Source organism: Bacillus sp. FSL K6-6038 (assembly GCF_038050455.1).
Lineage (GTDB): Bacteria > Bacillota > Bacilli > Bacillales > Bacillaceae_G > Bacillus_A > Bacillus_A pseudomycoides.
Map to the genome: position 1 here is coordinate 352,544 of NZ_JBBOUH010000001.1, position 23,549 is coordinate 376,092.

General features: G+C 35.0%; 22 protein-coding genes and 1 pseudogene. 18 read left to right on the forward strand and 5 right to left on the reverse strand.

What is annotated here, in order from left to right; genetic code table 11:
• Nucleotides 1–107: 107 nt before the first annotated feature.
• The 7 genes from NSQ40_RS01875 to NSQ40_RS01905 all read left to right on the forward strand — a co-directional run bounded on the left by NSQ40_RS01875 (nucleotide 108) and on the right by NSQ40_RS01905 (nucleotide 7,027).
• Nucleotides 108–1,055 (forward strand): recombinase family protein, encoded by a 948-nt coding sequence (locus tag NSQ40_RS01875; protein ID WP_258248416.1) that lies wholly within the window; start codon nucleotides 108–110, stop codon nucleotides 1,053–1,055.
• 122 nt (nucleotides 1,056–1,177) lie between these two features.
• Complete coding sequence (locus tag NSQ40_RS01880) at nucleotides 1,178–1,711, forward strand: hypothetical protein (RefSeq protein WP_258248415.1); 534 nt, start codon at nucleotides 1,178–1,180, stop codon at nucleotides 1,709–1,711.
• Between the two features lie 119 nt (nucleotides 1,712–1,830).
• Nucleotides 1,831–2,391 carry a lecithin retinol acyltransferase family protein gene (locus NSQ40_RS01885; protein ID WP_258248414.1) on the forward strand — a complete coding sequence of 187 codons (561 nt, stop codon included), beginning with the start codon at nucleotides 1,831–1,833 and terminating at the stop codon, nucleotides 2,389–2,391.
• A gap of 446 nt (nucleotides 2,392–2,837) precedes the next feature.
• Nucleotides 2,838–4,067 carry an S-methyl-5-thioribose kinase gene (mtnK, locus tag NSQ40_RS01890; RefSeq protein ID WP_041488248.1) on the forward strand — a complete coding sequence of 410 codons (1,230 nt, stop codon included), beginning with the start codon at nucleotides 2,838–2,840 and terminating at the stop codon, nucleotides 4,065–4,067.
• Between the two features lie 12 nt (nucleotides 4,068–4,079).
• Nucleotides 4,080–5,120 carry an S-methyl-5-thioribose-1-phosphate isomerase gene (gene mtnA, locus NSQ40_RS01895; protein ID WP_018766508.1) on the forward strand — a complete coding sequence of 347 codons (1,041 nt, stop codon included), beginning with the start codon at nucleotides 4,080–4,082 and terminating at the stop codon, nucleotides 5,118–5,120.
• Between the two features lie 443 nt (nucleotides 5,121–5,563).
• Nucleotides 5,564–6,349 carry a DeoR/GlpR family DNA-binding transcription regulator gene (locus NSQ40_RS01900; RefSeq protein ID WP_003194691.1) on the forward strand — a complete coding sequence of 262 codons (786 nt, stop codon included), beginning with the start codon at nucleotides 5,564–5,566 and terminating at the stop codon, nucleotides 6,347–6,349.
• Nucleotides 6,350–6,385: 36 nt separating this feature from the next.
• On the forward strand, nucleotides 6,386–7,027 hold the full coding sequence (locus NSQ40_RS01905; RefSeq protein ID WP_003194693.1) for an L-fuculose-phosphate aldolase: 642 nt from the start codon (nucleotides 6,386–6,388) through the stop codon (nucleotides 7,025–7,027).
• Nucleotides 7,028–7,084: 57 nt separating this feature from the next.
• Here the strand turns inward: NSQ40_RS01905 and NSQ40_RS01910 are convergent, their stop codons facing one another.
• The 3 genes from NSQ40_RS01910 to NSQ40_RS01920 are packed head-to-tail and all read right to left on the reverse strand — an operon-like array spanning nucleotide 7,085 to nucleotide 10,089.
• Nucleotides 7,085–8,086, reverse strand: coding sequence for a FecCD family ABC transporter permease (locus NSQ40_RS01910; RefSeq protein ID WP_041488249.1), 1,002 nt, complete (start codon nucleotides 8,084–8,086; stop codon nucleotides 7,085–7,087).
• Nucleotides 8,083–9,117: a FecCD family ABC transporter permease gene (locus NSQ40_RS01915; RefSeq protein ID WP_003205648.1), complete on the reverse strand. Its 1,035-nt coding sequence runs from the start codon at nucleotides 9,115–9,117 to the stop codon at nucleotides 8,083–8,085. The genes NSQ40_RS01910 and NSQ40_RS01915 overlap by 4 nt, the downstream gene beginning before the upstream one ends.
• Before the next feature lie 48 nt (nucleotides 9,118–9,165).
• Nucleotides 9,166–10,089 carry an iron-hydroxamate ABC transporter substrate-binding protein gene (locus NSQ40_RS01920; protein WP_003194699.1) on the reverse strand — a complete coding sequence of 308 codons (924 nt, stop codon included), beginning with the start codon at nucleotides 10,087–10,089 and terminating at the stop codon, nucleotides 9,166–9,168.
• 321 nt (nucleotides 10,090–10,410) lie between these two features.
• On the opposite strand from NSQ40_RS01920, the gene NSQ40_RS01925 reads away from it, so the two are divergent.
• Nucleotides 10,411–11,460: an NAD(P)/FAD-dependent oxidoreductase gene (locus NSQ40_RS01925; protein ID WP_003194701.1), complete on the forward strand. Its 1,050-nt coding sequence runs from the start codon at nucleotides 10,411–10,413 to the stop codon at nucleotides 11,458–11,460.
• Between the two features lie 308 nt (nucleotides 11,461–11,768).
• Here NSQ40_RS01925 and NSQ40_RS01930 read toward each other — a convergent pair whose 3' ends face one another.
• Complete coding sequence (locus NSQ40_RS01930) at nucleotides 11,769–12,137, reverse strand: hypothetical protein (protein ID WP_003205643.1); 369 nt, start codon at nucleotides 12,135–12,137, stop codon at nucleotides 11,769–11,771.
• Between the two features lie 179 nt (nucleotides 12,138–12,316).
• On the opposite strand from NSQ40_RS01930, the gene NSQ40_RS01935 reads away from it, so the two are divergent.
• From NSQ40_RS01935 to NSQ40_RS01975, 9 genes and pseudogenes are all read left to right on the forward strand, one after another.
• Nucleotides 12,317–12,556 carry a helix-turn-helix domain-containing protein gene (locus tag NSQ40_RS01935; protein ID WP_080547158.1) on the forward strand — a complete coding sequence of 80 codons (240 nt, stop codon included), beginning with the start codon at nucleotides 12,317–12,319 and terminating at the stop codon, nucleotides 12,554–12,556.
• 485 nt (nucleotides 12,557–13,041) lie between these two features.
• Complete coding sequence (locus tag NSQ40_RS01940) at nucleotides 13,042–13,578, forward strand: hypothetical protein (RefSeq protein WP_003194708.1); 537 nt, start codon at nucleotides 13,042–13,044, stop codon at nucleotides 13,576–13,578.
• Between the two features lie 22 nt (nucleotides 13,579–13,600).
• The gene (locus NSQ40_RS01945; protein WP_003194709.1) at nucleotides 13,601–14,056 is read left to right on the forward strand and encodes a hypothetical protein; all 456 of its coding nucleotides are present in this window, start codon (nucleotides 13,601–13,603) and stop codon (nucleotides 14,054–14,056) included.
• A gap of 227 nt (nucleotides 14,057–14,283) precedes the next feature.
• The gene (locus NSQ40_RS01950; protein ID WP_003194710.1) at nucleotides 14,284–14,952 is read left to right on the forward strand and encodes a hypothetical protein; all 669 of its coding nucleotides are present in this window, start codon (nucleotides 14,284–14,286) and stop codon (nucleotides 14,950–14,952) included.
• 274 nt (nucleotides 14,953–15,226) lie between these two features.
• Nucleotides 15,227–16,492 (forward strand): hypothetical protein, encoded by a 1,266-nt coding sequence (locus NSQ40_RS01955; protein ID WP_003194712.1) that lies wholly within the window; start codon nucleotides 15,227–15,229, stop codon nucleotides 16,490–16,492.
• A 300-nt stretch (nucleotides 16,493–16,792) separates the two neighbouring features.
• A pseudogene (locus NSQ40_RS01960) lies at nucleotides 16,793–17,374 on the forward strand (ATP-binding protein); the annotation flags it as partial.
• Nucleotides 17,375–17,640: 266 nt separating this feature from the next.
• A complete protein-coding gene (locus tag NSQ40_RS01965) occupies nucleotides 17,641–18,021 on the forward strand; it encodes a hypothetical protein (RefSeq protein ID WP_258248413.1) in 381 nt (126 codons plus the stop codon).
• Nucleotides 18,022–18,129: 108 nt separating this feature from the next.
• Nucleotides 18,130–19,239 carry a PRK06851 family protein gene (locus NSQ40_RS01970; RefSeq protein WP_003194718.1) on the forward strand — a complete coding sequence of 370 codons (1,110 nt, stop codon included), beginning with the start codon at nucleotides 18,130–18,132 and terminating at the stop codon, nucleotides 19,237–19,239.
• A 173-nt stretch (nucleotides 19,240–19,412) separates the two neighbouring features.
• Complete coding sequence (locus tag NSQ40_RS01975) at nucleotides 19,413–20,186, forward strand: nucleotidyltransferase domain-containing protein (RefSeq protein WP_003194719.1); 774 nt, start codon at nucleotides 19,413–19,415, stop codon at nucleotides 20,184–20,186.
• A 28-nt stretch (nucleotides 20,187–20,214) separates the two neighbouring features.
• Here the strand turns inward: NSQ40_RS01975 and NSQ40_RS01980 are convergent, their stop codons facing one another.
• Nucleotides 20,215–21,741 carry an FAD-dependent oxidoreductase gene (locus NSQ40_RS01980; protein WP_003194721.1) on the reverse strand — a complete coding sequence of 509 codons (1,527 nt, stop codon included), beginning with the start codon at nucleotides 21,739–21,741 and terminating at the stop codon, nucleotides 20,215–20,217.
• Nucleotides 21,742–22,365: 624 nt separating this feature from the next.
• Between NSQ40_RS01980 and NSQ40_RS01985 the strand changes: the two genes are divergently transcribed.
• Nucleotides 22,366–23,451 (forward strand): fatty acid desaturase family protein, encoded by a 1,086-nt coding sequence (locus NSQ40_RS01985; protein WP_003194723.1) that lies wholly within the window; start codon nucleotides 22,366–22,368, stop codon nucleotides 23,449–23,451.
• Nucleotides 23,452–23,549 lie beyond the last annotated feature (98 nt).

Consider the following 23,549-nt stretch of genomic DNA (forward strand, 5'->3'; position numbering starts at 1 on the left):
TAAATGTGAAAGGTGATAGTTTATGCAAGATTCTTCCTATAATTTATTAATTGATTTATTGAGTGATTGGATAAAAGAAACCTTAAATAAAGAGGAGAGGGAATAGGATGATAAGAGCAGTAATTTATGCAAGGGTTTCTACAGCTGAACAGGCTGAAGAAGGATATTCAATTGATGCACAATTTGATGTAGTAAAAAGGAAATGTGAACAAGAAGGGCGTATTGTGGTAGCTCAGTATGTTGATAGAGGTATTAGCGGAAAAAGCATGGAGAACCGTCCAGACCTACAGAGATTATTAAAGGATGCTAAAGAGGATAAGTTTCAGGAAATATGGGTTTGGAAAACAAATAGATTAGCTAGAAATCATTTAGATCTTTTAAAAATTGTAGATGAATTAGATAAAAATAATGTGGGATTTAAGAGTTGTAGCGAGGCATTTGATACTGCTACTCCTACTGGGAAGTTACTTATGAACGTATTAGCTTCTATAGGGGAGTTTGAACGGGAAAGTATTGTAGAAAATGTAAAAATGGGAATGAAGCAGCGTGCTAGAGAAGGAAAATGGAATGGAGGCATTGTATTAGGATATAACACCGTAAAAATAAATGAGGATGAAAATACAACAGGATTAGGAATAGATGAAAGAGAAGCATTTATTGTAAAGGAAATATTTAATTTGTATGCCAAAGGACGTGGATTAAAAGCTATTACAAATTTATTAAATAAGCAAGGGTACAAGACAAAAAGAGGGAATTTTTTTACACCTATTGCTATCCGTACTATTTTATTAAACCCCATCTATATAGGGAAAATAAGATATAATGTCAGGGAAAATTGGAGCGAAAAAAGGCGTAAAGGTATAAATAAAAATCCTATTTATGCAGAAGGTAATCATGAAGCCATAATTTCATTAGAATTATGGAATAAGGTACAAGAAATATATAAAAATAGATCTAGAAGGCCCCAGAGGATATTTGACGGTACGTTTCCCTTATCGGGTTTAATTAAATGTCCTATGTGTGGGTCACCTATGGTAGCTGGTAGGGGAAATTAAAGGATGGGAACATAAAGATTATTAGGTATTATCAGTGTGGGGTTTGGAGAAATCAGGGGACAGCAGCATGTCACTCAAATGGAATTAGGGCAGATAAGATTGAAGAGATTGTTTTTGAGAGAATGAGTACTATATTAACAAGTGATAAAATTTTAAGAGATATTATAAAAAATTTAAATTTAAATATAAAAAATAAAGTTAAGCCTTTAGAAGATAAGTTGAATATTATTAATAAAAATATTTTGAATTTTGAGGATAAAAAAGGTAAAGTTTTTGATTTATATGAAGAGGGAATAATTTCAAAAGATGTATTAACGAATAGACTTGGATATATTTCAAATCAAATAGAAGTATATTTGATTAATAGGAGTCAAATTGAAAAAGAATTACAAGAAAACAATTCAGAACCTATTACTTTTGATAAGGTAAAACAATTACTTCAAAAATTTAATGATTTAATAAGGGTGACAGAATCAACAAAACAAAAATTAATATTGCAGTTAATAATAAATAAAATAACTATTAATAATAATAGGGAATTAGATTCTATTGCATTACATTTCAATAGAAAAATAGAAAAATATCTTTTAGGTATAGAAGAAGATGGAACCCCCTCACAGGTTTCATCTTCTTTTAGTTTTACAATAGTAATTTAGAAAAATCCATTTTGTCTTATAAATTTAATTCTAAATAAGGTTTAATCATTCCTTTATATGGAAATCATAAGTTTATATTAAGTGACTATATAAAAAGAAAATGATAGGAGAGGAAAATCATGGCTTATAAAGGTGATATCATTAAAGTATCTCTTGTTAGAAAAATAAATATATTACCAGATCATTATGGTGTATATGATGGAGAAAATGGAGTCTATCATTTTACGGGTAATAGTTTTGAAGATGCTAGAATTATATTTACATCCCTAGATGAATTTGAAAATGGTGGTATATCTTATATAGAGAATGTGTACTCTAAAAAATTTAGCCCCGAAGAAATTATTTACAGAGCTACTAGTAAATTAGGTGGTGACTTTGGAGGATATCATTTAACCAAGAACAACTGTGAGCATTTTGCTTATTGGTGCGTAACTGGAATTCGTAAATCACAGCAAGCCCTCAACATTAACTCAGAGGATGATGATAGGGATATAGTAGAAAGGGCTATAGATGTAACCTTTGATCCATTAATTAATGCTGGTAGGGCAGTCGACAGAGTTTTGGGATGGGATGATAAGGTTCGTGGGGAGAAGAAAGATATAGTTGAAAAGACAATAGATAGAGTTTTTGATCCATTAATGAAAGTGGGGGGAATAATAGATAGGATATTTAAGCTCTAAATCAAGTTGTAATGTCATAAGGAGAATATAATTTTAGCCATGCTTTTTTAATTATTTTATGTATAGTAGTATAGATGTATAATACCCCAAATTAGGCCATGGATATTAAAAAATTTACTGAAAGGGTAGGTACGGTGAACGGTATCATAAATAAAACACAATGAAGTACAGGATGTTTGAACTTTGCTCATTATGTAAGATTGATAGGGGATAAAGCGTATTAAATAAAAAGGAAGCAAGAAGCTCTTAAAATACAAAAGTAGCTTCTCGTTTTCATATAGGAAAACATTGACTCCCATCCTCAACAAGCTATAATAAAAACTAGATGTTCGTTTCAAACAAAATATGATACAAAAAGAACATATAACATAGATTGAAAAATACTTTCAATCTATTATTTTTACGGCTTTTAGAAAACGCTTACATTTAGTGTGGAGGGAGAAACCATGTCTAAGTTCGCAGAGTATTTTTTAATGGAAGCTAATAATGTTATTGAGTATGTGAAAGAGAAGTTACCAATGTTTGAAAACGCAAAAGATTTGCAGTGCAAGGAAATTGGGGATGGCAATTTAAATTATGTGTTTCGTGTTTGGGATAAGGAGAAAGGAACTTCTGTCATTGTGAAGCAAGCCGGAGATACGGCGCGTATTTCAGATGAGTTTAAGTTGTCTACGAATCGAATTCGCATTGAGTCAAACGTTTTGCAGTTAGAGGGGAAGCTGGCACCTGGGCTTGTACCAGATGTGTATTTATTTGATAGTATGATGAATTGCTGTGTGATGGAAGATTTATCAGACCATACGATTTTACGGACGGGACTGATTAACCATCAAATGTTTCCAAAGCTTGCGGATGATTTAACTACTTTCATGGTAAACACGCTTTTATTAACATCTGATGTAGTGATGAATCATAAAGAGAAAAAGGAACTTGTGAAAAATTATATCAATCCAGAGTTATGTGAGATTACAGAGGATCTTGTGTACTCGGAGCCATTTACAGATCATAACAAGCGCAATGAGTTGTTTTCGATAAATGAAGGTTGGATTCGGGAGCATATATATGGAGATGAAGCACTTCGTATGGAAGTAGCGAAGCTTAAGTTTTCGTTTATGACGAATGCGCAGGCACTACTTCATGGTGATTTACATACTGGCTCTGTGTTTGTACGAAAGGATTCTACAAAGGTCATTGATCCAGAATTTGCTTTCTATGGTCCGATGGGATATGACGTTGGGAATGTGATGGCAAATTTAATATTTGCTTGGGTAAATGCAAATGTAGCAATGGTTGATGGAGTGGAAAAAGATACCTATATGAGTTGGCTGGAGTCTACGATTATAGATGTAATCGACTTGTTTAAGAAGAAGTTTTTAGAAGCGTGGAGCACACATGTAACAGAGATTATGGCAAAGGAAACTGGCTTTGCTCGTTGGTATTTACAATCTGTTTTAGTGGATACAGCGGCTGTGACGGGTTTAGAGTTGATTCGCCGCATTGTTGGATTAGCAAAGGTGAAAGATATTACATCGATTTCAAGTGATGAAGCTCGGGCGGGAGCAGAACGGATTTGTTTACAGGCAGCGAAGAAGTTTATTTTACGAGCAAATGAATATAAAACAGGCGCTAGTTTTTTACAAACGTTAAAAGAGCAGTCTGTCCATAGTGCAAAGTAAGGAGAGAAGATGATGACAGAGCAATTAATACCAATTCAGTGGAAAGATGATGCTTTAGTTTTATTAGATCAAACTCTATTACCGAATGAGGTAGTCTATGAATCTTTTACAACAGCTGAGGGTGTATGGGATGCCATTCAAGTAATGAAAGTACGCGGGGCACCGGCGATTGGTGTTTCAGCAGCTTACGGTGTGTATTTAGGCGTAAAAGAGACATCCGAAGATTCAGTGGAGTCATTTATAGAAGAAGTAAATAGAGTCTGCACATACTTAGCGACATCTCGACCGACAGCGGTGAACTTATTTTGGGCACTTGAGAGAATGGAAAATGCGGCAAAAGAACATTCCCATTTATCTATCGCTGATTTGAAAAATAGGTTATTAGAGGAAGCAAAAGGAATTCATAAAGAAGATGAAGAGATTAACCGCCAAATTGGGGAATATGCATTAACATTGTTCCAAGATGGCATGGGTGTACTAACGCATTGTAATGCAGGTGCTTTAGCAACAACGAAATATGGTACTGCAACAGCGCCGATGTACCTAGCGAAAGAAAAGGGATGGGATTTAAAGATTTATTCTGATGAGACACGTCCTAGATTACAAGGATCTACGTTAACGGCACTAGAACTGCAGCGAGCTGGGATTGATGTAACAGTCATTACGGATAATATGGCGGCAATGGTTATGTCACAAGGGAAAATTGATGCAGTTATTGTTGGCTGCGATCGTGTAGCGGCAAACGGTGATGTGGCAAATAAAATTGGAACGCTTGGTGTATCCATTTTAGCGAAATATTATAACATTCCATTTTATGTTGCAGCACCGACTCCGACAATTGATGTAAAAACACCAACAGGTAAGGAGATTCCGATCGAGGAGCGTGATGCTTTTGAAGTGATTAACCGCTTTGGGCAATATTCAGCTCCAAAAGAAAGTAAAGTATATAATCCAGCGTTTGATGTAACGCCGCATGAGAATGTAACAGCAATTATTACGGAAAAGGGAATTGTTAGGGCTCCATTTACCGAGAATTTAAGAAAGTTATTTTAGTAATTATGAAATATATAAGTACAAATTGAAAAACTGATATAAAACCTTTCTTTTTAGATGGGAGAGAGCGTCCGTCCATGCATAGAAGCGGTCAGAGCCTCATTCTGCCCCATACCAAGTTAAAAAAGGGAGAGAAAACGAGTGCAGATCATGTGTTGTTTTCCTAGCAGTAACTTATATGTGAAAACAAAAAAGGAGTTATCCTTAAAAAACGATCTAAAACCTTTTTTTTTAGGTGGGAGAGAGCGCCTGTCCATGCATAGAAGCGGTCAGGTCCTCTTCCTGCCTCATGCCAAGTGAAAACAGAGAGAAAACAAGTAGCGATCATCTTTTGTTCTTCGTAGTAGCGACTTATATGTTGAAAAATCAAGATGGGTTTATATAGAAAATTGCTTATGTATATTAGACATATAAGAAAATAACTAAAAAGAGGACCGATTATCATGTCTAATTCACCGGTAGAGAGAAGAAATAAAATCATTGAGATACTTGAACAAAGGGAGCACGTGGAAGTTTCATATTTAAGCGATGCATTTCAAGTATCATTAATGACAATAAGAAGAGATTTAGAGAAGCTTGAAAAAGACGGCAAAGTCATTCGGATGTACGGTGGTGTAAAACTAAAAACAAAGCGGGTATATGAATATTCGATGGAAGAGCGTCTAAATAGTAATAAGAGAGAGAAGTTAGCAATCGCACGTGAAGCTGCTAGGTTAATTGAAGATGGTGATGTCGTTGCGTTTGATGCGAGTACAACAGCCCTTGAGGTAAGTAAACTTATTAAGGATCGCAAAGATGTAACGGTTGTGACAAATAACCTGAGCATTGCGATTGAACTAGCAGATGCGCCAGAGGTTGTCGTCATTTTACTTGGTGGCTTTTTACGTGGAAAATCCTTATCTGTTATGGGAGCTTCTTTAAAACAGTATTTAGAGGCAATTTATATTGATAAAGCTTTTATTTCAAGTAAAGCACTTAGTTTTCATGAAGGCTTAACAGATACAGCTATTGATGAAGGAGAAGCGAAGCAAGCGATGCTTAGCAAATCGAGTGAAGTCATTGTTTTAGCAGATCATACGAAACTCGGAAAGGTTGCTTTCTATAAGGTTTGTGATAAACAGGGTATTACAAAAATTATCACAGATGAGCTCATACCGTTGACACCACTGCAGCAAGAATGTATTAACAGTTATAAAGAATATGGTACACCCATTATTCTAGCAAACTAGTCGTCACAGAGTTCACACCAAAGGGGATGTATATATATGTTACTACAAAAAGAAAGAGAAGAGATTGTAGCGTATGGAAAGAAAATGATCGTTAGCGGATTAACAAAGGGGACTGGCGGTAATATTAGTATTTTTAATCGTGAACAAGGTCTTATTGCAATAAGTCCAAGTGGTTTAGATTATTTTGAAACAGTGCCTGAAGATGTAGCTATATTGAATTTAGATGGTGAAATTGTGGAAGGGGATAGAAAGCCTTCTAGTGAACTAGATATGCATCTTATTTATTATAGAAAGCGTGAGGACATCAACGCACTTGTTCACACGCACTCCCCTTACGCAAAAACAATAGCATCATTAGGATGGGAACTTCCTGCGGTATCTTATCTGATTGCTTTCGCAGGGCCGAATGTACGTTGTGCGCCGTATGAAACATTCGGAACAAAGGAACTAGCAGAAGCGGCTTTTGAAGGAATGATTGACCGCCGTGCGGTTTTACTTGCTAATCACGGCTTAATGGCCGGTGGGAACAATATAAAAATGGCGTTTACTGTTGCGGAGGAAATTGAATTTTGCGCGCAAATTTATTATCAAACGAAGTGCATTGGAGAGCCAAAATTGTTGCCAGAGGAAGAGATGGCAAGATTGGCGAAGAAGTTTGATGGGTATGGGCAACAATAGAATTAGTAAATAGAAAAAATCCCTCGAGAACAAATCGATTCTCAAGGGATTTTATTTTTATTTCTTAAGTAACAAATACATAAAATAAGGAGCACCAATCAAAGCGACCATAATCCCCGCTGGAATTCCACTTGGCTCTACAATATGACGACCAATTGTATCTGCAAGTAACAATAGCCATCCCCCGATTAAAATGGCAACAGGAAGAAATAATTGATGCCTCGGCCCGACTAAAGATTTTGCGATGTGAGGAGCCATAAGTCCGATAAAGGCGATTCCCCCTGTGACTGAAACGGCAGAAGCTGCTAATGCAACGGCTGCTATAAGGAGTGAGCGGCGTTCTTTTTCGAGTGCGACACCAACACCAATTGCTACATGCTCATTTAATGCAAGGAGATTTAATCGGTTTGCTTTATAGAAAGTAAATGGAATGAGTACAGCTAGCCATGGAAGGAGTGCGAAAACAAAAACCCAGTCATCTCCCCAAATGTTTCCGGCAATCCATTTTACGATAAAGTCTACTTTTGCACGTTCAGCAGATGAAATAAGTACAATCATCGTTCCGGAAAGAGCGAACGTAAATCCAATTCCTGTTAATGTCAGTCTTATCGGTTGAAGCCCAGCAGTTTTACTGTATGAAAATCCATAGATGAGACAGGCTGTAATAAAGGCACCGATAAATCCAACGATTGGTAGCAAGTAAACAAATGAGCCTGCGTCTATTGGAAAATATAAAAAGAAAAGGGCAATTGCAACGCCTGCCCCTGAGTTAATACCGATAATACCAGGCTCGGCTAGATCATTACGCGTTATACCTTGTAGTATAGCTCCTGATAAGGCAAGTGCCATACCAGCTAATAGTGTAATCACAATTCGTGGTAATCGAAGAGAAAATAAAATAAATTCTTCTTTAAATGTACCTTGGCCCAAAAGTGTAGGTAGCAGTCTATCATAGGACAATGAAGCTGCTCCTAGGCCCATTCCAATTGTAATGGTTGCTGCAATAAGCAGGAGTAAGGCAAGTACGATTACTCGTTGTTTTTTAGATTGTTGAATCATGAGAACGACCTTCCTCCTTTACGTACGATGAATAGGAAGAATGGTAAACCTACAATTGCGATAATGGCCGCTATTGGTGTTTCATATGGAGCGTTGATTGTGCGTCCAAGTGTGTCAGCTAATAGCATAAAAGAAGCACCAGCAATGGCAGACATCGGTAGCACAAATCGATAGTCTGGTCCGACAATAGGGCGGACCATATGAGGTACCATTAAACCGATAAATGCCATATTTCCAACAAGTGCAACAGAAGCACCGGCAAGTAAAATGATAACGATAAAAAGAATGATTTTAATGACGATGATTTTTTGACCTAGTCCTATTGCTACTTCTTCGCTTAAGCTAAGAATCGTCAATTTCTTTGAAAATAAGATTGCAATGAATATACTGATTGAAATAACTGGAACAATGACCTGCAATTGGCTCCATGATGTTCCGATTACGCCTCCGGCAGTCCACATGGATACATCTTGTGAGATTTTAAAATAAATCCCGATTCCTTCTGAAATCGCGACTAAAAATGCTGAAACCGCGGCGCCAGCAAGTACAATACGAAGAGGAGAAAGCCCGCCTTTTTTCATCATACCAATTCCGAAAACCATAATGGCGCCGATAGCAGCACCGATAAAACAAGCAATCATTATATAAAAATAGTTTACAGAAGGAATAAGGGCAAGTGTAATTGCCAAGGCAGCGTTGGCACCACCAGTTAGCCCGAGTAATCCTGGATCAGCGAGTGGATTTCGCGTTATACCTTGCATAATCGCACCAGAAACAGCGAGCCCAGCTCCAACAAAAATGGCTGCAATTTCACGTGGTAAGCGAAGTTCACGGATAATGGAGAACTTTTCTCCATTAGCGTTAGAAGTAAGCGCTATCCATACATCCTTTATAGTGGTATCTGCTGCGCCAAATACCATGGCAACCATAAATATAATAAAGAACACAATGGTTCCTAAAATGAGCTTGTATACAAAGGAAGTGGAACGTAGATTGTCTTTTGTCATTAGTTTCACATCTTTTCTTTTCATAGAATAAAGGAAGAGGAATTCTTTAAATAAGAATTCCTCATTGTTGTGTTATTTACCAAGAAAGCTTTTCTTGAAGAAATCTAGTTGGAAATCTAATGTGATTGGATCATTAAAATAGAATTCTTTTGCGTTTATTTCAAATGCTTTATTGTTTTTAACAGCTGGAATGTTTTTGTACGATTCTGTTTCTTGGAATGAATTATTCGTATCGTTGTTTTTACTTATAATCAAGTAATCCCCAGCATACTCAGGTAGAACTTCAGCAGATAATGCATAGTAGCCATCTTTTAGCGCTTTTTCTTTTACTTTTTCCGGCATTTTTAATTTCATTTCTTGATACAGGATTTCTGTTCCACGGCCCCAGTTATCGCCGAATACATAGATTTGTTTGTCGAAGTTTTCAATAACAGAAACGGTTGTATCTTCACCAATTTTTGCTTTAATATCTTTTCCTGCAGCAGCAGCACGTTTTTTGAAATCATCAACCCAAGCTTTTGCTTCTTTTTCTTTATTTAGTAGTTTACCGATTTCTAAATGTTGTGTTAAGTAGTCAACTTTCCCATATGTGAATGTTACAGTAGGAGCGATTTTCTTTAACTTATCGATATTTTTAATGTTTGATAAACCAATGATTAAATCTGGATTTAATTCGATAATTTTTTCAACATTTTCATCAGATACTTCTGTAACATCTTTTAATTTATTCTCAAAACGCGGATTCATTTTAGACCATGAATCTACACCAACAAGGTTTACACCTAAAGACATTACGTTACCTGCGAATGATGATAGTACAACAACGCGTTTTGGATTTGCAGGAACTTCAACTTTACCATTCTCAGATTGGTATGTAATTGTTTCTGATTTGCTTCCCTTTACATTTGAATCGTTTTTCTTATCTGTCGAACCGTTGCTACAAGCACTCATAACGAGTATGAATAGAACTGTAAGTGAAATGAATAACTTTTTCATTTTTTCTTTCTCCTTTTTTATATAGCTTTCTAACGGGATAGATGTCTTGCACTTAGTAGTTAAGGAATCTTATAAATCTTGATATCGAGATTTATTATAATAAAATACTTGAGTGATCTATAAATAAACGAGCCGCTATTTCCCCTACAAATTTGTTAATAGTTTACAAATAGATAATGATTATCAATATCGATTATTTAATAATATAATTTTATATTTTTTATTGTCAATAGTTATTTTGATTGAAAACCTGAAGGAAAAAGGTTATATTTTATTGAGAATGATAATCAATTATATTTGATGGCTGGGGAGTGAACATAAATGAATCCAGAAGAATTATTTGATGTGACCGTGATTGGAGGAGGTCCGGCAGGGCTTTATTCAGCGTTTTATAGTGGACTAAGAGAGATGAAAACAAAAATAATTGAATTTCAACCACAGTTAGGTGGAAAGATACACGTTTATCCAGAAAAAATGATTTGGGATATCGGGGGACTGCCGCCAGTTACTGGAGCGCAGTTAATTGAGCAGCTTGTGGAGCAAGGGTTAACATTTCATCCAGAAGTAGTGTTGAATGAAAAGATAGAGTCAATCACTCGGAATGAAGAGGGAGTTTTTGTGCTAACAACTTTCTCTGGTCAAAGGCATTTTTCAAAAACAGTTATTGTAGCTACTGGAAGTGGAATATTAAAACCACAAAAGTTAGCAATTGAAGGTGCAGAGAGGTTTGAAGTATCAAATTTAAATTATACTGTCAAATCTTTAAAGGGTTTTAAAGATAAGACTGTAATTATTTCAGGTGGAGGAAACTCAGCGATCGATTGGGCAAATGAATTAGAGCCCATTGCGAAAAAGGTTTATTTAACATATAGAAAAGATACTTTAGCTGGTCATGAAGCACAAGTTACTCAGCTTATGAATAGTTCAGTGGATTGTCTCTTTAATACGTCGATTACAAAGTTGATGGCTGATAATAATCACGAAGCAATTGAATATATTGAGTTAACGAATCATGAAACAGGTGAAGTTTCTCATTTACCTATTGACGAAGTCATTATTAATCATGGGTATGAACGTGATATGACATTATTGGAAAATAGTGAACTAAATGTTGAAATCGTTGATAATTATTTTATTGCCGGGAGTGCGAACAGTGAATCTTCAATAGAAGGGCTATATGCTGCTGGAGATATTTTAAAGCATGAAGGCAAATTGCACTTAATAGCTGGTGCTTTCCAAGATGCTGGAAATGCTGTAAATAAAGCAAAACAATTTATCCAACCAGATGCGAGTGAATATGGAATGGTCTCTTCTCATAATGATGTTTTCAAACAACGTAACCGAGAACTTATTAAGCAAATGATGAAATAATCGGTCGTGTTGAGAAGGTTAAAGAATGGAAAGGAATGAATAGAGAAGAATATGTAAATGAATTATGAGAGATTTGAAATAAATATCTTTTTAATAGATAAACACCCAGTTACTTTCCTAATCTTTATTAAGTAAGGAAGTAGGCTGGGTATTTATATAATTACTATGTTTTTTATCATTTGTATTACACTGGTTTCTTCAGTTCACGTCTTTTACATGTATTTTGGGAAGAGAATACATGTAAAAGACGTGAACGTTTGATTTGTAAATCTTTTTTTGTGGTTCATATTTTTTATAGACAAGGAAAATTATGCTGTTCCTTGTGCGTACTGATCAGGAAACTGCTTATTTTGCACAGAGGCAATATATTGTTTCCCGTGTTTTCTAGCCATAGATTCTAGTATGTGACGTACACGTTTTGTAAGATGTCCCTGGTTTTGTAACGCTTCACAGTATGCATCATAGTAAGCATATTTAGCCCAAAGGAAATCATCTTGTTGAAATATGAAATGATGTTTATACCATTCTCCAATTGTATTATAGTTTACGCTTTCATTTGCAGCCTTTGTTTGCTCAATGATTCTTTTTGGTAAAGCTTTAGAAAGCTGAGAAGCAGTATTTGTTGTTTCAGTTTGTAATGATTGCTCTAACATTGTAATGATGTGACGAGTAGCCATATGTTTAACTCTCCTTTGTGTAAATGGATAAATGCCATCTATATTTTTTTAATACTTACTATATTATTATACAATATATGGAATGCATCTACCTGCTTTTTGATTTGTATTTACAAAATCTTTTTATTTTATTTATAAAAATCTTTTATAATAATGTAGACATAAAAAATAATAAGGGAATGAAACAATTGTATATAACGGTAAAAGAAGCAGCAGAATATTTAAATATTCCGGAATCTTACATTGAAGAATTGGTTCAGCAAAAACGAATTCGAGCCGTGTATGACGGTGAGCAATATTTGCTGAATAAAGAACAGTTCAATACGCATTTAGAGCAAATGGAAAAATATAAACAGTTAGTAGAAGAAATATTAAATGAGCCAATTCCAGAGGATATGGATGTAAAAGACGAAGATTAAAACTCATGGGCCTATAGCGTAGTACTCTATGAAAAATGATACAGAATCATTTTTATCCTGCTATTTGTGGGCAGTAATATTCCCACTTTAATTTCAACAAAAGTAAAGAAGCTAGGTGGAGAATAAACTGCCCGTAAAAGCCCGATTGGTGAGGGCTAATATTAATGGAGGATGAAAAATCCTCCACTAAGTAAAGTTTCACTTTATAAATACCGTTTCAAGATCTGTAGGATAAGTATCTTGAAACGGTATTTTTTTATGATGAAATAGTAAAATTGTGTGCATAAATGGCGGCTAATGACATGCTGGGTATTGATAGAAGCTATGCTAGTCTTTTGTACATTAGAGATATACATATTGGATAGATGTACCCCCGTGTTAAAAACATATTTTTATATAATGGGACAATCATAGAGAACGTAACCTGTACAGATACATATACTATCAGTGCAAACGACTTATAAAACAATGAAAGGGGTTTTCTCATGAGCACGATTAGTAGTGATTTGCTGTATGGATTGATTGGAGAGAGTGTTAGAGTGAATCGAGGTGGACCAGAGTCTCAAAAAGGTACAGTGGTCGCAGTGTATTCGGATCATTTTATTTTATTGAGTGAAAACAGAACGTTTTACTATTATCAGTTTCAACATCTAAAAAGTATTACAAAAAATGCGAAAGATGTTGCTGCAGACATTGGAGTTTTACCAACATTTGCACAAGGTGAAGATTTTCAAGGCTTACTTCAAAATTTAAAGTATCGTTGGGTGAAAATTAACCGCGGCGGTCCAGAAAAGATTGAAGGAATTCTACAAGATGTTTCTTCTGAATATGTGACATTAATTGTAAAAGAGGAAGTTGTACAGATTCCACATTTCCATATTAAAAGTATGAATTATGGTCTGCAAGCACTAGAAGAAGATGATTATCAGTCAAATAACCAAAAATCCGATCAGACAGCATATGTTCAATATTCAAGAGCAAGAGCAACAAGACAATCAAGTCGATATAATCGATCCAAATAATAACAAAAGAGGGGAAGGAGGGATGAAATTGGAAAATATATTTCCTGAAAATCAAATAAAAAGCTTGGTTTATCAAGGTGTAAAAGTAAACCTTGGTGGACCAGAAAGCCGTACAGGTGTGTTGCTGGCAGTAGGTGATGATTATCTCGTTCTTCAAGGAAATACAGGAGAGGTCATTTATTATCAACAGAAGCATGTAAAGGGTGTTGTAAAAAAGGCAAAAGAGATAGGGTTAAATCCTTATTTTATTGAGCAATCCTATGCGGATGGTGCAACGTTTCAAGAGATACTAGGTAGTCTTAAGTATAAATGGGTCAAAATTAATCGCGGTGGACCAGAAAGCGTAGAAGGTTTATTAAGTGATGTAAATGAAGAATACGTTACATTAGTGAACCGTGATGAGGTAATTTACGTTATTAACTTTCACATTAAAAACGTAAATCAAATCGTTAAAACTAATAAAGATGAAGAAGAGTAATGTTTGATAAATAAGAGGGGGCAGTATGGAATAGGTAGTGGCGAATGTTTTTTGTTCAATTGCTATTATTTTACTATAGTCTAAATGCCCTCCTCTACTATTCATACAGATAGAAAGAGAGCATTGTGTCACTTTGCATACATGTTTTAGCCCCCTATTATTCTTTTTTAGCTACATGTGAATGAGAGATAAAGAGGAAGTTACGCTTTGGAGAAAGGAGGATACAGGTGAACGAACTAAGCAAAAATATTGGAGAATATATCTATGTTAAATTAATTGGCGAGAAAAGGTTTAAAGGATTATTAATTGATGTAGGCAATGATATTGTTGTTATTTATGATGGGAAAGACTACATCTATATTTCCTTATATCATATTCAATATTATAAATTTTTGGCGAGTCTTGTGACCGAAATACACAAGCCAGAAACAGATTCTGTTATTAAAAGAGAATCACCGTCAATTTCCCTTCGAAAAGTACTGAGCACATCTAAAGGGATTTTTACGGAGATTTATGTAGCTGGTGGTTATCCTATTCATGGTTATGTTGCAAGTGTTATGAATGATTATTTAGTATTCTATAGCCCTGTGTACAAAACAGTATATATTTCTTTAAAACATCTAAAATGGTTAATCCCCTATCAAGAAAATCAAATTCCGTATTCCCTCAATAAAAATGAGCTTTCAGTTAATCCATTAAATATTACACTAGCTAGAACATTTGAAGAACAACTAATCAAAATGGCAAGGAAAATTATGGTGTTTGATTTAGGCGAACATTCAAATAAAATTGGGAAGATGACGAAAATTGAAGATGGTCATATTGAATTGATCAAGGCGCGTGATGAAAAAGTATATTTAAATATTCAACATGTAAAATCGGTTCATTTTCCGTAAGCTTGTTAAGAAGGCTTGCTTTTTCTTTTATGTGTGTAAAAGAAAAGGTCGAGTCTATTTTTATCCCGTAAAAGCCCGATTGGTGAGGGCTAACTATCAGTGAGGGATGAAGACATCTCCTCACTGATTAAATATTTAATCATGGATTAGTAAGAGAGAAAGGTATATTTTTATAATAAAAAATGTGTACGAGCATGTTTATTATGTCCAAGCTATCCTTTCAAAATTGAATAGATTATGTATTATCTAACTAAATATTAAAGGGGTTTTCAGGGTGAGTCAGCTTAGACATTCTTTTTCAATTACATTACTTGGTAGTGGGGGAGGAGCCGCTAAAGCAGTATTGGCAGTTTTAAATCAAACTGTGGCGAATATAAACGATCCCATCTATTCTATGATAAAAGATTTAAAGTTTCATCTCGTTGATATAAAGCAAAAGGAAAAAAGCTATTATGACGAATTATTTCCGAATTTAAAGGGGAAATTCTTTCTTCATGAAATGGATCTTCAAAATACAATACTGTTTAAACAGCATTTGCAGAAAACGGATGCTGGTGTAGTTATCGACGTTTCCGGAGCAGATACGATTCGTATACTTAGTTGTTGTAATGAATTAGGTATTTCGTATGTAAATTCAGCTTTGGAGAATGAGCAGGTGGATCAGGATGATAGCTTAAAGGGGTTTCAGCTTACAGAACGTTATACGAGATTTGAAAAGGAAAAAAATAATTTTACAAATACAAGAGCTATCATAGGATCGGGAATGAATCCTGGTGTTGTTCAATGGATGGTTGTACAGCTTATGAAAGAACAACCGGGAAAAAAACCACGTGCGTGTTATATTATAGAGCATGATTATTCTTTCTTTGCAGACCAAAGTCTTATAAAACCTAATACACTGTATGCTTCATGGGCGGTAGAACGTTTTCTTGATGAAGCAATATTAAGTTATCCAATGTATGTGAGTCATCATCGGCCCATCTATTTTTATGAGGATGTATATGCTTCGGAATATAAAGTGAGATTAGGAGAGAAAGAGTTTCATGGTTGCCTAATGCCACATGAAGAAGTTCTGATTCTTGGTAAAACATTTGATATGGAAGTGGGTTTTCTTTATCGTATTAATGAATATACAACAGATTTAATTCGAAAAAATCTAGATGATGTGGATAAATTATGGAATTGGAATCGAAAAGTTTTTAATCCAGCAGAGGAAGAAATAGTCGGAGAAGATTTAGTTGGTGTGTTACTTGTCTATGAAGACAATGAAAAATATATGTACAATGTAATGAATAGTAGTGAAGTTTTCCAGAAATATAAGACAAACGCGACTTATTTTCAAGTTGGTTGCGGAATCTATGCTGGTTTGTCCAGTTTACTGCTAGATATATTTTCACCAGGTGTGTATTATGTTGAGGAATTATTACTTAATACAAAAAGTAAGTATGGTGAATATTTACATGTTTATATGAAAGATTTTGTGATGGGTGATAATTCATTTACGGATGGATTGCTTCATGAGCGGGTGAAGTGGATATAATTTATCCCGCCATTTGTGGGCAGTAAGACCTCCACCTCAAAGTTCAGCGAAAGCGAAGAGGTTAGGTGGTGGATCAACTGACTGTAAAAACCAGATTGGTGAGGACTAATAATCAGTGTGGAATGAGGCTTCCACTGATTAAGGTTTCATTTTGTGTAATTGTTAACAGGGGGAGTTTGTTCACTCCCTCTTTTAGTGTTATGGTATGAAAGGAAGTTAGAATAAAAATAGTATAGCTATTTTATATAGGATAATATTACTAGAAATTTCACATGACGTAAAAGTTAGATAGGAATGACTTTAAAGGGCTTTACTCAAATTCAAAAAGAGCGCAATCTAGCTGATAATGCTAGTTATGATATTATGCTGCAGGAAATTGAGAGAATCAATGGATTTGTTAGTGAGTTAATGTTACTTGGAAAACCGAAACCAACAATGTATCAATTATGTGATATGCGAAAAGTTCTGTTATATGTTGTTCATTTGATGGAAAGTTATGCAATGCAGTACGCTGTAAAAATACATATACAAGTAGATGAGGCGTTACCTGATATAAATGGTGATGAAAAACAATTAAAGCAAGTCTTATTAAATCTTGTGAAAAATGGGATTGAATCGATGATGCATGGTGAAGATTTGAGAATTTCTGCCTATAAAACGATAGAAGAAAAATTGTTTATTTGCATTCAAGATGAGGGATGCGGTATGGATAGCGAAAGAATAGAGAGACTTGGAAAGTCTGTTTATACGAAAAAGGAAAATGGAACTGGTCTTGGTTTAATCATTACAAATAAAATTATTGAAGAGCATCAAGGGATGATTCAATTCAAAAGTAACATTGGCACAGGGACAAAAGTAGAAGTGACATTGCCAACTATATAGAATTTAAAGACAAGAGTACTTTTCAGAAAAGTGCTCTTGTTGTGTAAATATAAACATTTTATAAAAAGCTTCAAGAATGCTTTTTTTTATAAAAAACTTAGTTTATAATGGAGGAAAATATCGACATGTAGTTTTATTACTCATGTACCGGTTTGTAGTTTTTACTTGTATGAATGTTTATATTGAATTGGGTTTTATGTGAATTAAAAAAGAGGGGTGCACATGCATCCTTTTTTCTATGCTGATATTATGACAGAGGTGGTACGATGGAACTAACATTAAATTCGACCGTATGTTTACACACTATTCAATTTCGAAAAGATCAAAAGAATTATATTGTAAAGGATACAATTACAGGAGAAAAATATGAAATGCCGCCACTTTGGATTGATGCACTTGTAATGATGCGTGACGGATTTTTATTGGGAGAAATTGAAGAAAAGCTAAAGGAAGAGTATCCAAAAGAAGAAGTGAATATTCTAGAATTTACGAGGCAATTGTTGGAACTAGAGCTTGTCGGAATGGTTGATGGAAAAGAAATTATTTGTAAGAAAAAGAAAGATAAAGATTATTTTGCATGGGTTCGTCCTCGGATTGAACAGTTTTTTCTTAATTTAAATCGAAAATATCGAAGCAGAGGTCAATGATGATCTCTGCTTTTTTGTTGCAAGAATAAAAAAATAGGTATTCACCCAATTGAAGCGTCGTGCATATTGTAACTTATGTAAGTAGACTGCTATAAAGGAGTGAGGGCAGTGACAGGGAAAATTTTAAATTATTATGCTGGAGGAAATACCGCGAGAGGTTTTTATAGTTTATATGAGGAAAATGTAAGGGGATTGGAAAGACTTTTCATTTTGAAAGGTGGTCCAGGGACAGGGAAATCCTCATTGATGAAAGCAATTGGGCGTGAGTGGGTTGGAAGAGGATATGATATTGAACTGTTACATTGTTCTTCTGATAATAAATCCATCGATGGTATTATTATTCCAAAATTAAAAGTAGGAATTGTAGATGGAACAGCACCACATGTCATTGAGCCAAAAACACCTGGAGTTGTGGAAGAATACGTAAACCTAGGTGTTGCTTGGGACTCAGGGAAATTACGAAAACATAAAAATGAAATTGTACGTTATATATCGGAAGCAAGCGATGCATTTCAATCAGCATATATTTGTTTCAAAGAGGCATTAGTTATACATGATGATTGGGAGAAAATTTATATTAATAATATTGATTTTCAAAAAGCGAATGAATTAACAAGCCAGCTTATACAAAAGTTATTTGCAGATAACAAAGGAAAACAAGCGTTGGTAAAGCACCGTTTCTTAGGGGCAGCAACACCAAAAGGGGCGGTTGATTTCGTTCCAAATTTAACAGAAGATATCCCGCATCGTTATTTTATAAAAGGACGCCCGGGTTCAGGAAAATCAACGATGTTAAAAAAATTAGCTGGGGCAGCGGAAGAGAAAGGATTTGAAGTTGAAGTATATCATTGCGGCTTTGATCCAAATAGCCTAGATATGATTATTGTAAGAGAATTAGGTTTTGCGATCTTTGACAGCACCGCGCCACATGAATATTTTCCAGAGCGAGAAGGTGATGAGATTATTGATATGTATGATCTCATCGTTACGCCAGGAACGGATGAAAAATATGCAACAGAAATTCGGGATGTTTCCATTCAATACAAAACAAAAATGAGTGAAGCAATGTCGTTCTTAGCGAAGGCAAAAGCAGTTCGAGATAAATTAGAACGGATTTATATTGCTGCGATGGATTTTACAAAAGTAGATATGTATAAAAATGAAATTCAGGGTGAGTTTGAGCGAATTGCAAAGCTTGTTAGCGAGCAACAAAAATGAAATGTTTATAGAGCTGCCAGGGAAGGCCTAGCAGCTTCCTTTTAAATTTAGTTATGTTACATACTATAGAGTTACTGAGATATTGATGTTAAAAGTAGAATAACACGCCAATAATAAGTAGATTATATTTGTCGAATTTCCAGGGAAATGATCAGAAAATGAGGATGATATATATGAGGGATAAAATTCAATTAGAATTACAGAAAATTGAAAAAGAGAACAATGTGAAAATTTTATTTGCTGTCGAATCTGGAAGTCGTGCATGGGGATTTCAGTCGAAAGATAGTGATTATGATGTTAGATTTGTATACATTCATTCAGTAGACTGGTATTTATCTATTAATGAAAAACGTGATGTGATTGAGTATCCAATTAGTGATGCTTTAGATATAAGCGGTTGGGATATTAGAAAAGCTCTGCAGTTATTTGCAAAATCAAATCCAGCACTATTAGAATGGATCCGTTCTCCAATCTTTTATTCTAAGAACTCTGATCTTCCAGAGCGTCTACAGAAAATGAGCGAAAATGATTTTGATCCTAAAGCAACGATGTATCACTACTTACATATGGCTTCAAAAAACTATCGTGAATTTCTACAAGGAGAGAGCGTGAAGTTGAAAAAGTACTTCTATGTATTGCGCCCTATTTTAGCTTGCAAATGGTTAGAAGAGAAAGGGACATTGCCGCCTGTAGAATTTGAACGATTCATTACTGAATTGTCGCTAGAACAAGAGCTTTTTGATGAAATTGAAGATTTACTACTAAAGAAAAAGGATGGTGTTGAGTTAGACGCTGGTCCGAAGATTATCGTATTAAATGAATTTTTAGAGAGGCAGATAAAGTATTATCAAGAGTATGTGAAAGGTATTGAAAAGGGAAAGGGCATTGAGGTTGAGAGGTTGAATGGCTTGTTTCGGGATATGTTATTTGAGAAAGAGCACCAGTAGATTGGTGCTCTGTTTGTTTTAGTTAACTTTATTCTCCATCAACCCGTTTTAACGGCTTATCTGCCGGCCCCTCAATTACATCTCCTTCAATTGAAAAGCGTGATCCATGACAAGGACAATCCCACGTACAATCACCGCTATTCCATTCTACTTCACAGCCAAGGTGTGTACAGGTCGTATCAACAATATGCAATTTTCCTTCGTTGTCTTTATAAGCGCCTGCACGTTTTCCATGTACTCTTACAACGGCACCTTCACCATTTTCAAGATCTTCTGGTTTACGCAGAGCAAATTCTAACTTGCCTTCGATCAAATGTTTTGCTACATCAAGGTTTTGAGAAACAAATGTTTTTATATCTGGATCTGCATGGAATCGTGATGGGGCAAAGAGTTCTTTATACGGGTTATCTATTTTTGTAATAGAGTCCTTTAGTAGTTGAGCTGCAGCAGTTCCTGTTGTCATCCCCCATTTTCGATAACCTGTTGCAACGAATATATTTGGATTATTTTCATTAATATGGCCGATGTAAGGTAGTTTATCTAGGGTAATTAAGTCTTGTGCTGACCATCTGTAAGGGATTGCATCTATTCCAAATGTTTCTTCTGCGAAAGAGTGCAATGCTTCATAATGAAGCATTGTATTGATTCCTTGTCCTGTTTTATGACTTTCACCCCCAACAAGAATAATTTTTTCTCCATTTACTGTTGTGTAACGTAAGGAGCGTGTAGGAGTGTCTATGCTTAAATACATGCCTCCGGGATAATCTTTTTTTGCTTTTATAGCTAGAACGTAGGAACGTTCTGCATACATTCTTGTGAAGAAAAAGCTATTTGCATCATAGAAAGGAAAATGAGAACAGGAGACGACATATCCACATGTAATACGATGGCCATCTTTTGTAATGACTTGCGGATAGAATCCTTTCTCGATATCGATTGCAGTGGTTTGCTCATAGATTGTTCCGCCTGCTTCAATAAACTGTTCAACAAGGTTCTTTAAATAATGAAGAGGATGGAACTGTGCTTGTTTTTTCATAACAAGTGCTCCCTGAACTGAGATAGGAAGTGGAATGGACTCTACATAGTCACAAGGAATATTTAGTTTTTTATAAGCTTCATATTCTTTTGTTAATTTCCGTAATCCGTCATTGCAAGTTGTATATAAGTAGGCGTCCTCTTCAGTAAAGTCACAATCAATGTTATTTGTTCGGACTGTTTCTTTTATAAATTGCAATGCTTTTTCGTTTGCCTCATAGTATAGGCGCGCTTGATCAGCTCCAAAATGATCAATGAGCTCATCATAAATGAGATCGTGTTGTGCTGTGATTTTTGCAGTCGTATGGCCTGTCGTTCCATTTAAAATATTTCCGGAATCGATTAAAACAACTTTCATGCCCTCTTTTGCAAGTAAATAAGCAGTTGTGATGCCTGTAATTCCAGCACCAATAATTGCAACTTCTGCTTTTATATTTTCTGATAGCTTGGGGAAAATAGGGAATGAAGTAGAATCGCGCCAGTACGGTTCTGGAAATTGGGGAAATGAATTGTTTGTCATCGTATGTCCCTCCTGTTTTAAAATAATTTACTACTTATTTTTTCCAATTTATATAAAATTCATGTAGCTTATTTTCAATCTAGGAGAAGGAGATACTACTGTACAGTGAACAGAAGAAATTAAGAATAAGTTTTAAATATTTACAAAACATAAATATTATTCTAATATAATAAAAATGAGTATTCCTTTATAAGGTTATTTTAAATGACAGTCGATTCTATAAAGAATTATTGATGTTCATATATAAGCTTTTCTTGAGTGAAGCAGACTTTCTTATATGTGAAAGTATTTATATATATAATGGATAAAAGCTTATAAAACCTATGCTTTTCCTTTGGTGAAATAAAATATTATTATAAAAATATAACCACATTTTATTACTAGGTCATAAAAGTTATTGACAATATGGAAAGTCTATTGATATGATTCATCATGTGGAAAGGTTGATAAAGAGTAAAAAGAGAAATGTTTTTCATTGATAATAAAAGCGAAAATGAGTGACGATAGAGTGAGTATGATTTACTTATTATAAATGCTTTTTGTAATTAACTAGTATTATCAATCTGGAAACAAGAATTGATTTATGCAAGTTGCGTAAGCGCGGCATAAGAAAGGGGCAAAAGGATGAAGGAGCTTCATACGTTTGGATGGTATGCAGCACGTGTATCGCCGCATTTGCCAAAAAAAGCATTTAAACCAGTTCCAACTCGTTTGTTTGGTGGACTGGCTTATTTACTTGTGGCGGTAGCTGGGTTAATAGCGATTGGTTTATTCGATTTGAATGTGTGGGCAAATCTTGGAATTGCAATTGTTCTAGGGTTATGTTTTGCTTCACTTGGATTTTTAGGACATGAAATCTTGCACGGAACAGTTGTAAGAAAAGCATGGCTTCGTGATTTTTTAGGGGCAATTGCATTTATGCCATTATCTACAGGACCGAAATTGTGGAGAAAATGGCACAATGCGACGCACCATGTTCATACACAGCATGAAGAACATGACCCTGATGCGTGGCCAACACTTGAAAAGATGAAGAAGAGTAAATTTTTAAGATGGGTGTATCGTATGCCCTTGCATGTGCGTTCTTTCTTCAGTTTTCTGTCACTAACAATTCAATTTACAATACATTCAACTCGTATGTTCTTTCATTTTATAAAAGAATTTAAGTCATCGAATCAGAAGTCTGTATGGCTTCAACTTCTTTTGCCATGGACGGTTTGGATTAGTTTGCTATTTATTATGGGGCCTACGAAGTGGTTGTTTGCTTATGTGATTCCATTACTCATTGCAAACTTTATTGTAATGGGCTATATTGCAACAAATCACCGTTTAAATCCAATTGTTCCTGTAAATGATCCATTAGCTAACTGTTTATCTGTAACAGTGCCGCGCTGGGTTGATGTTTTGCATTTTAACTTCTCATATCATACGGAACATCATTTGTTCCCTGCTATGAGTTCTAAGTATTACCCATTAGTAAAAGAAAAAATTAAAGAAATGTGGCCGGAGCGTTATCATGAAATGCCGATGACGAAAGCAATGGCAGCACTTTGGAACACACCTCGCGTATATTATCAAGGCAGTGAATTAGTTGATCCTCATAGGGAACATTTCTATGGTTCTTTAGGGAATGGGTTAGACCCTGATAATATTGCATATCGTGAGGAGCATATAGAAGAACAGGAAACTATCAAAAAAGTGAATCCATGATTCTGGAATAGATTATTTAGAACCCTTTAACTATAAAAGCAAGCTACCTAAAAAGTAGCTTGCTTTTTTTAGTTTGTATTTTGATTGTTTTTTTGCAT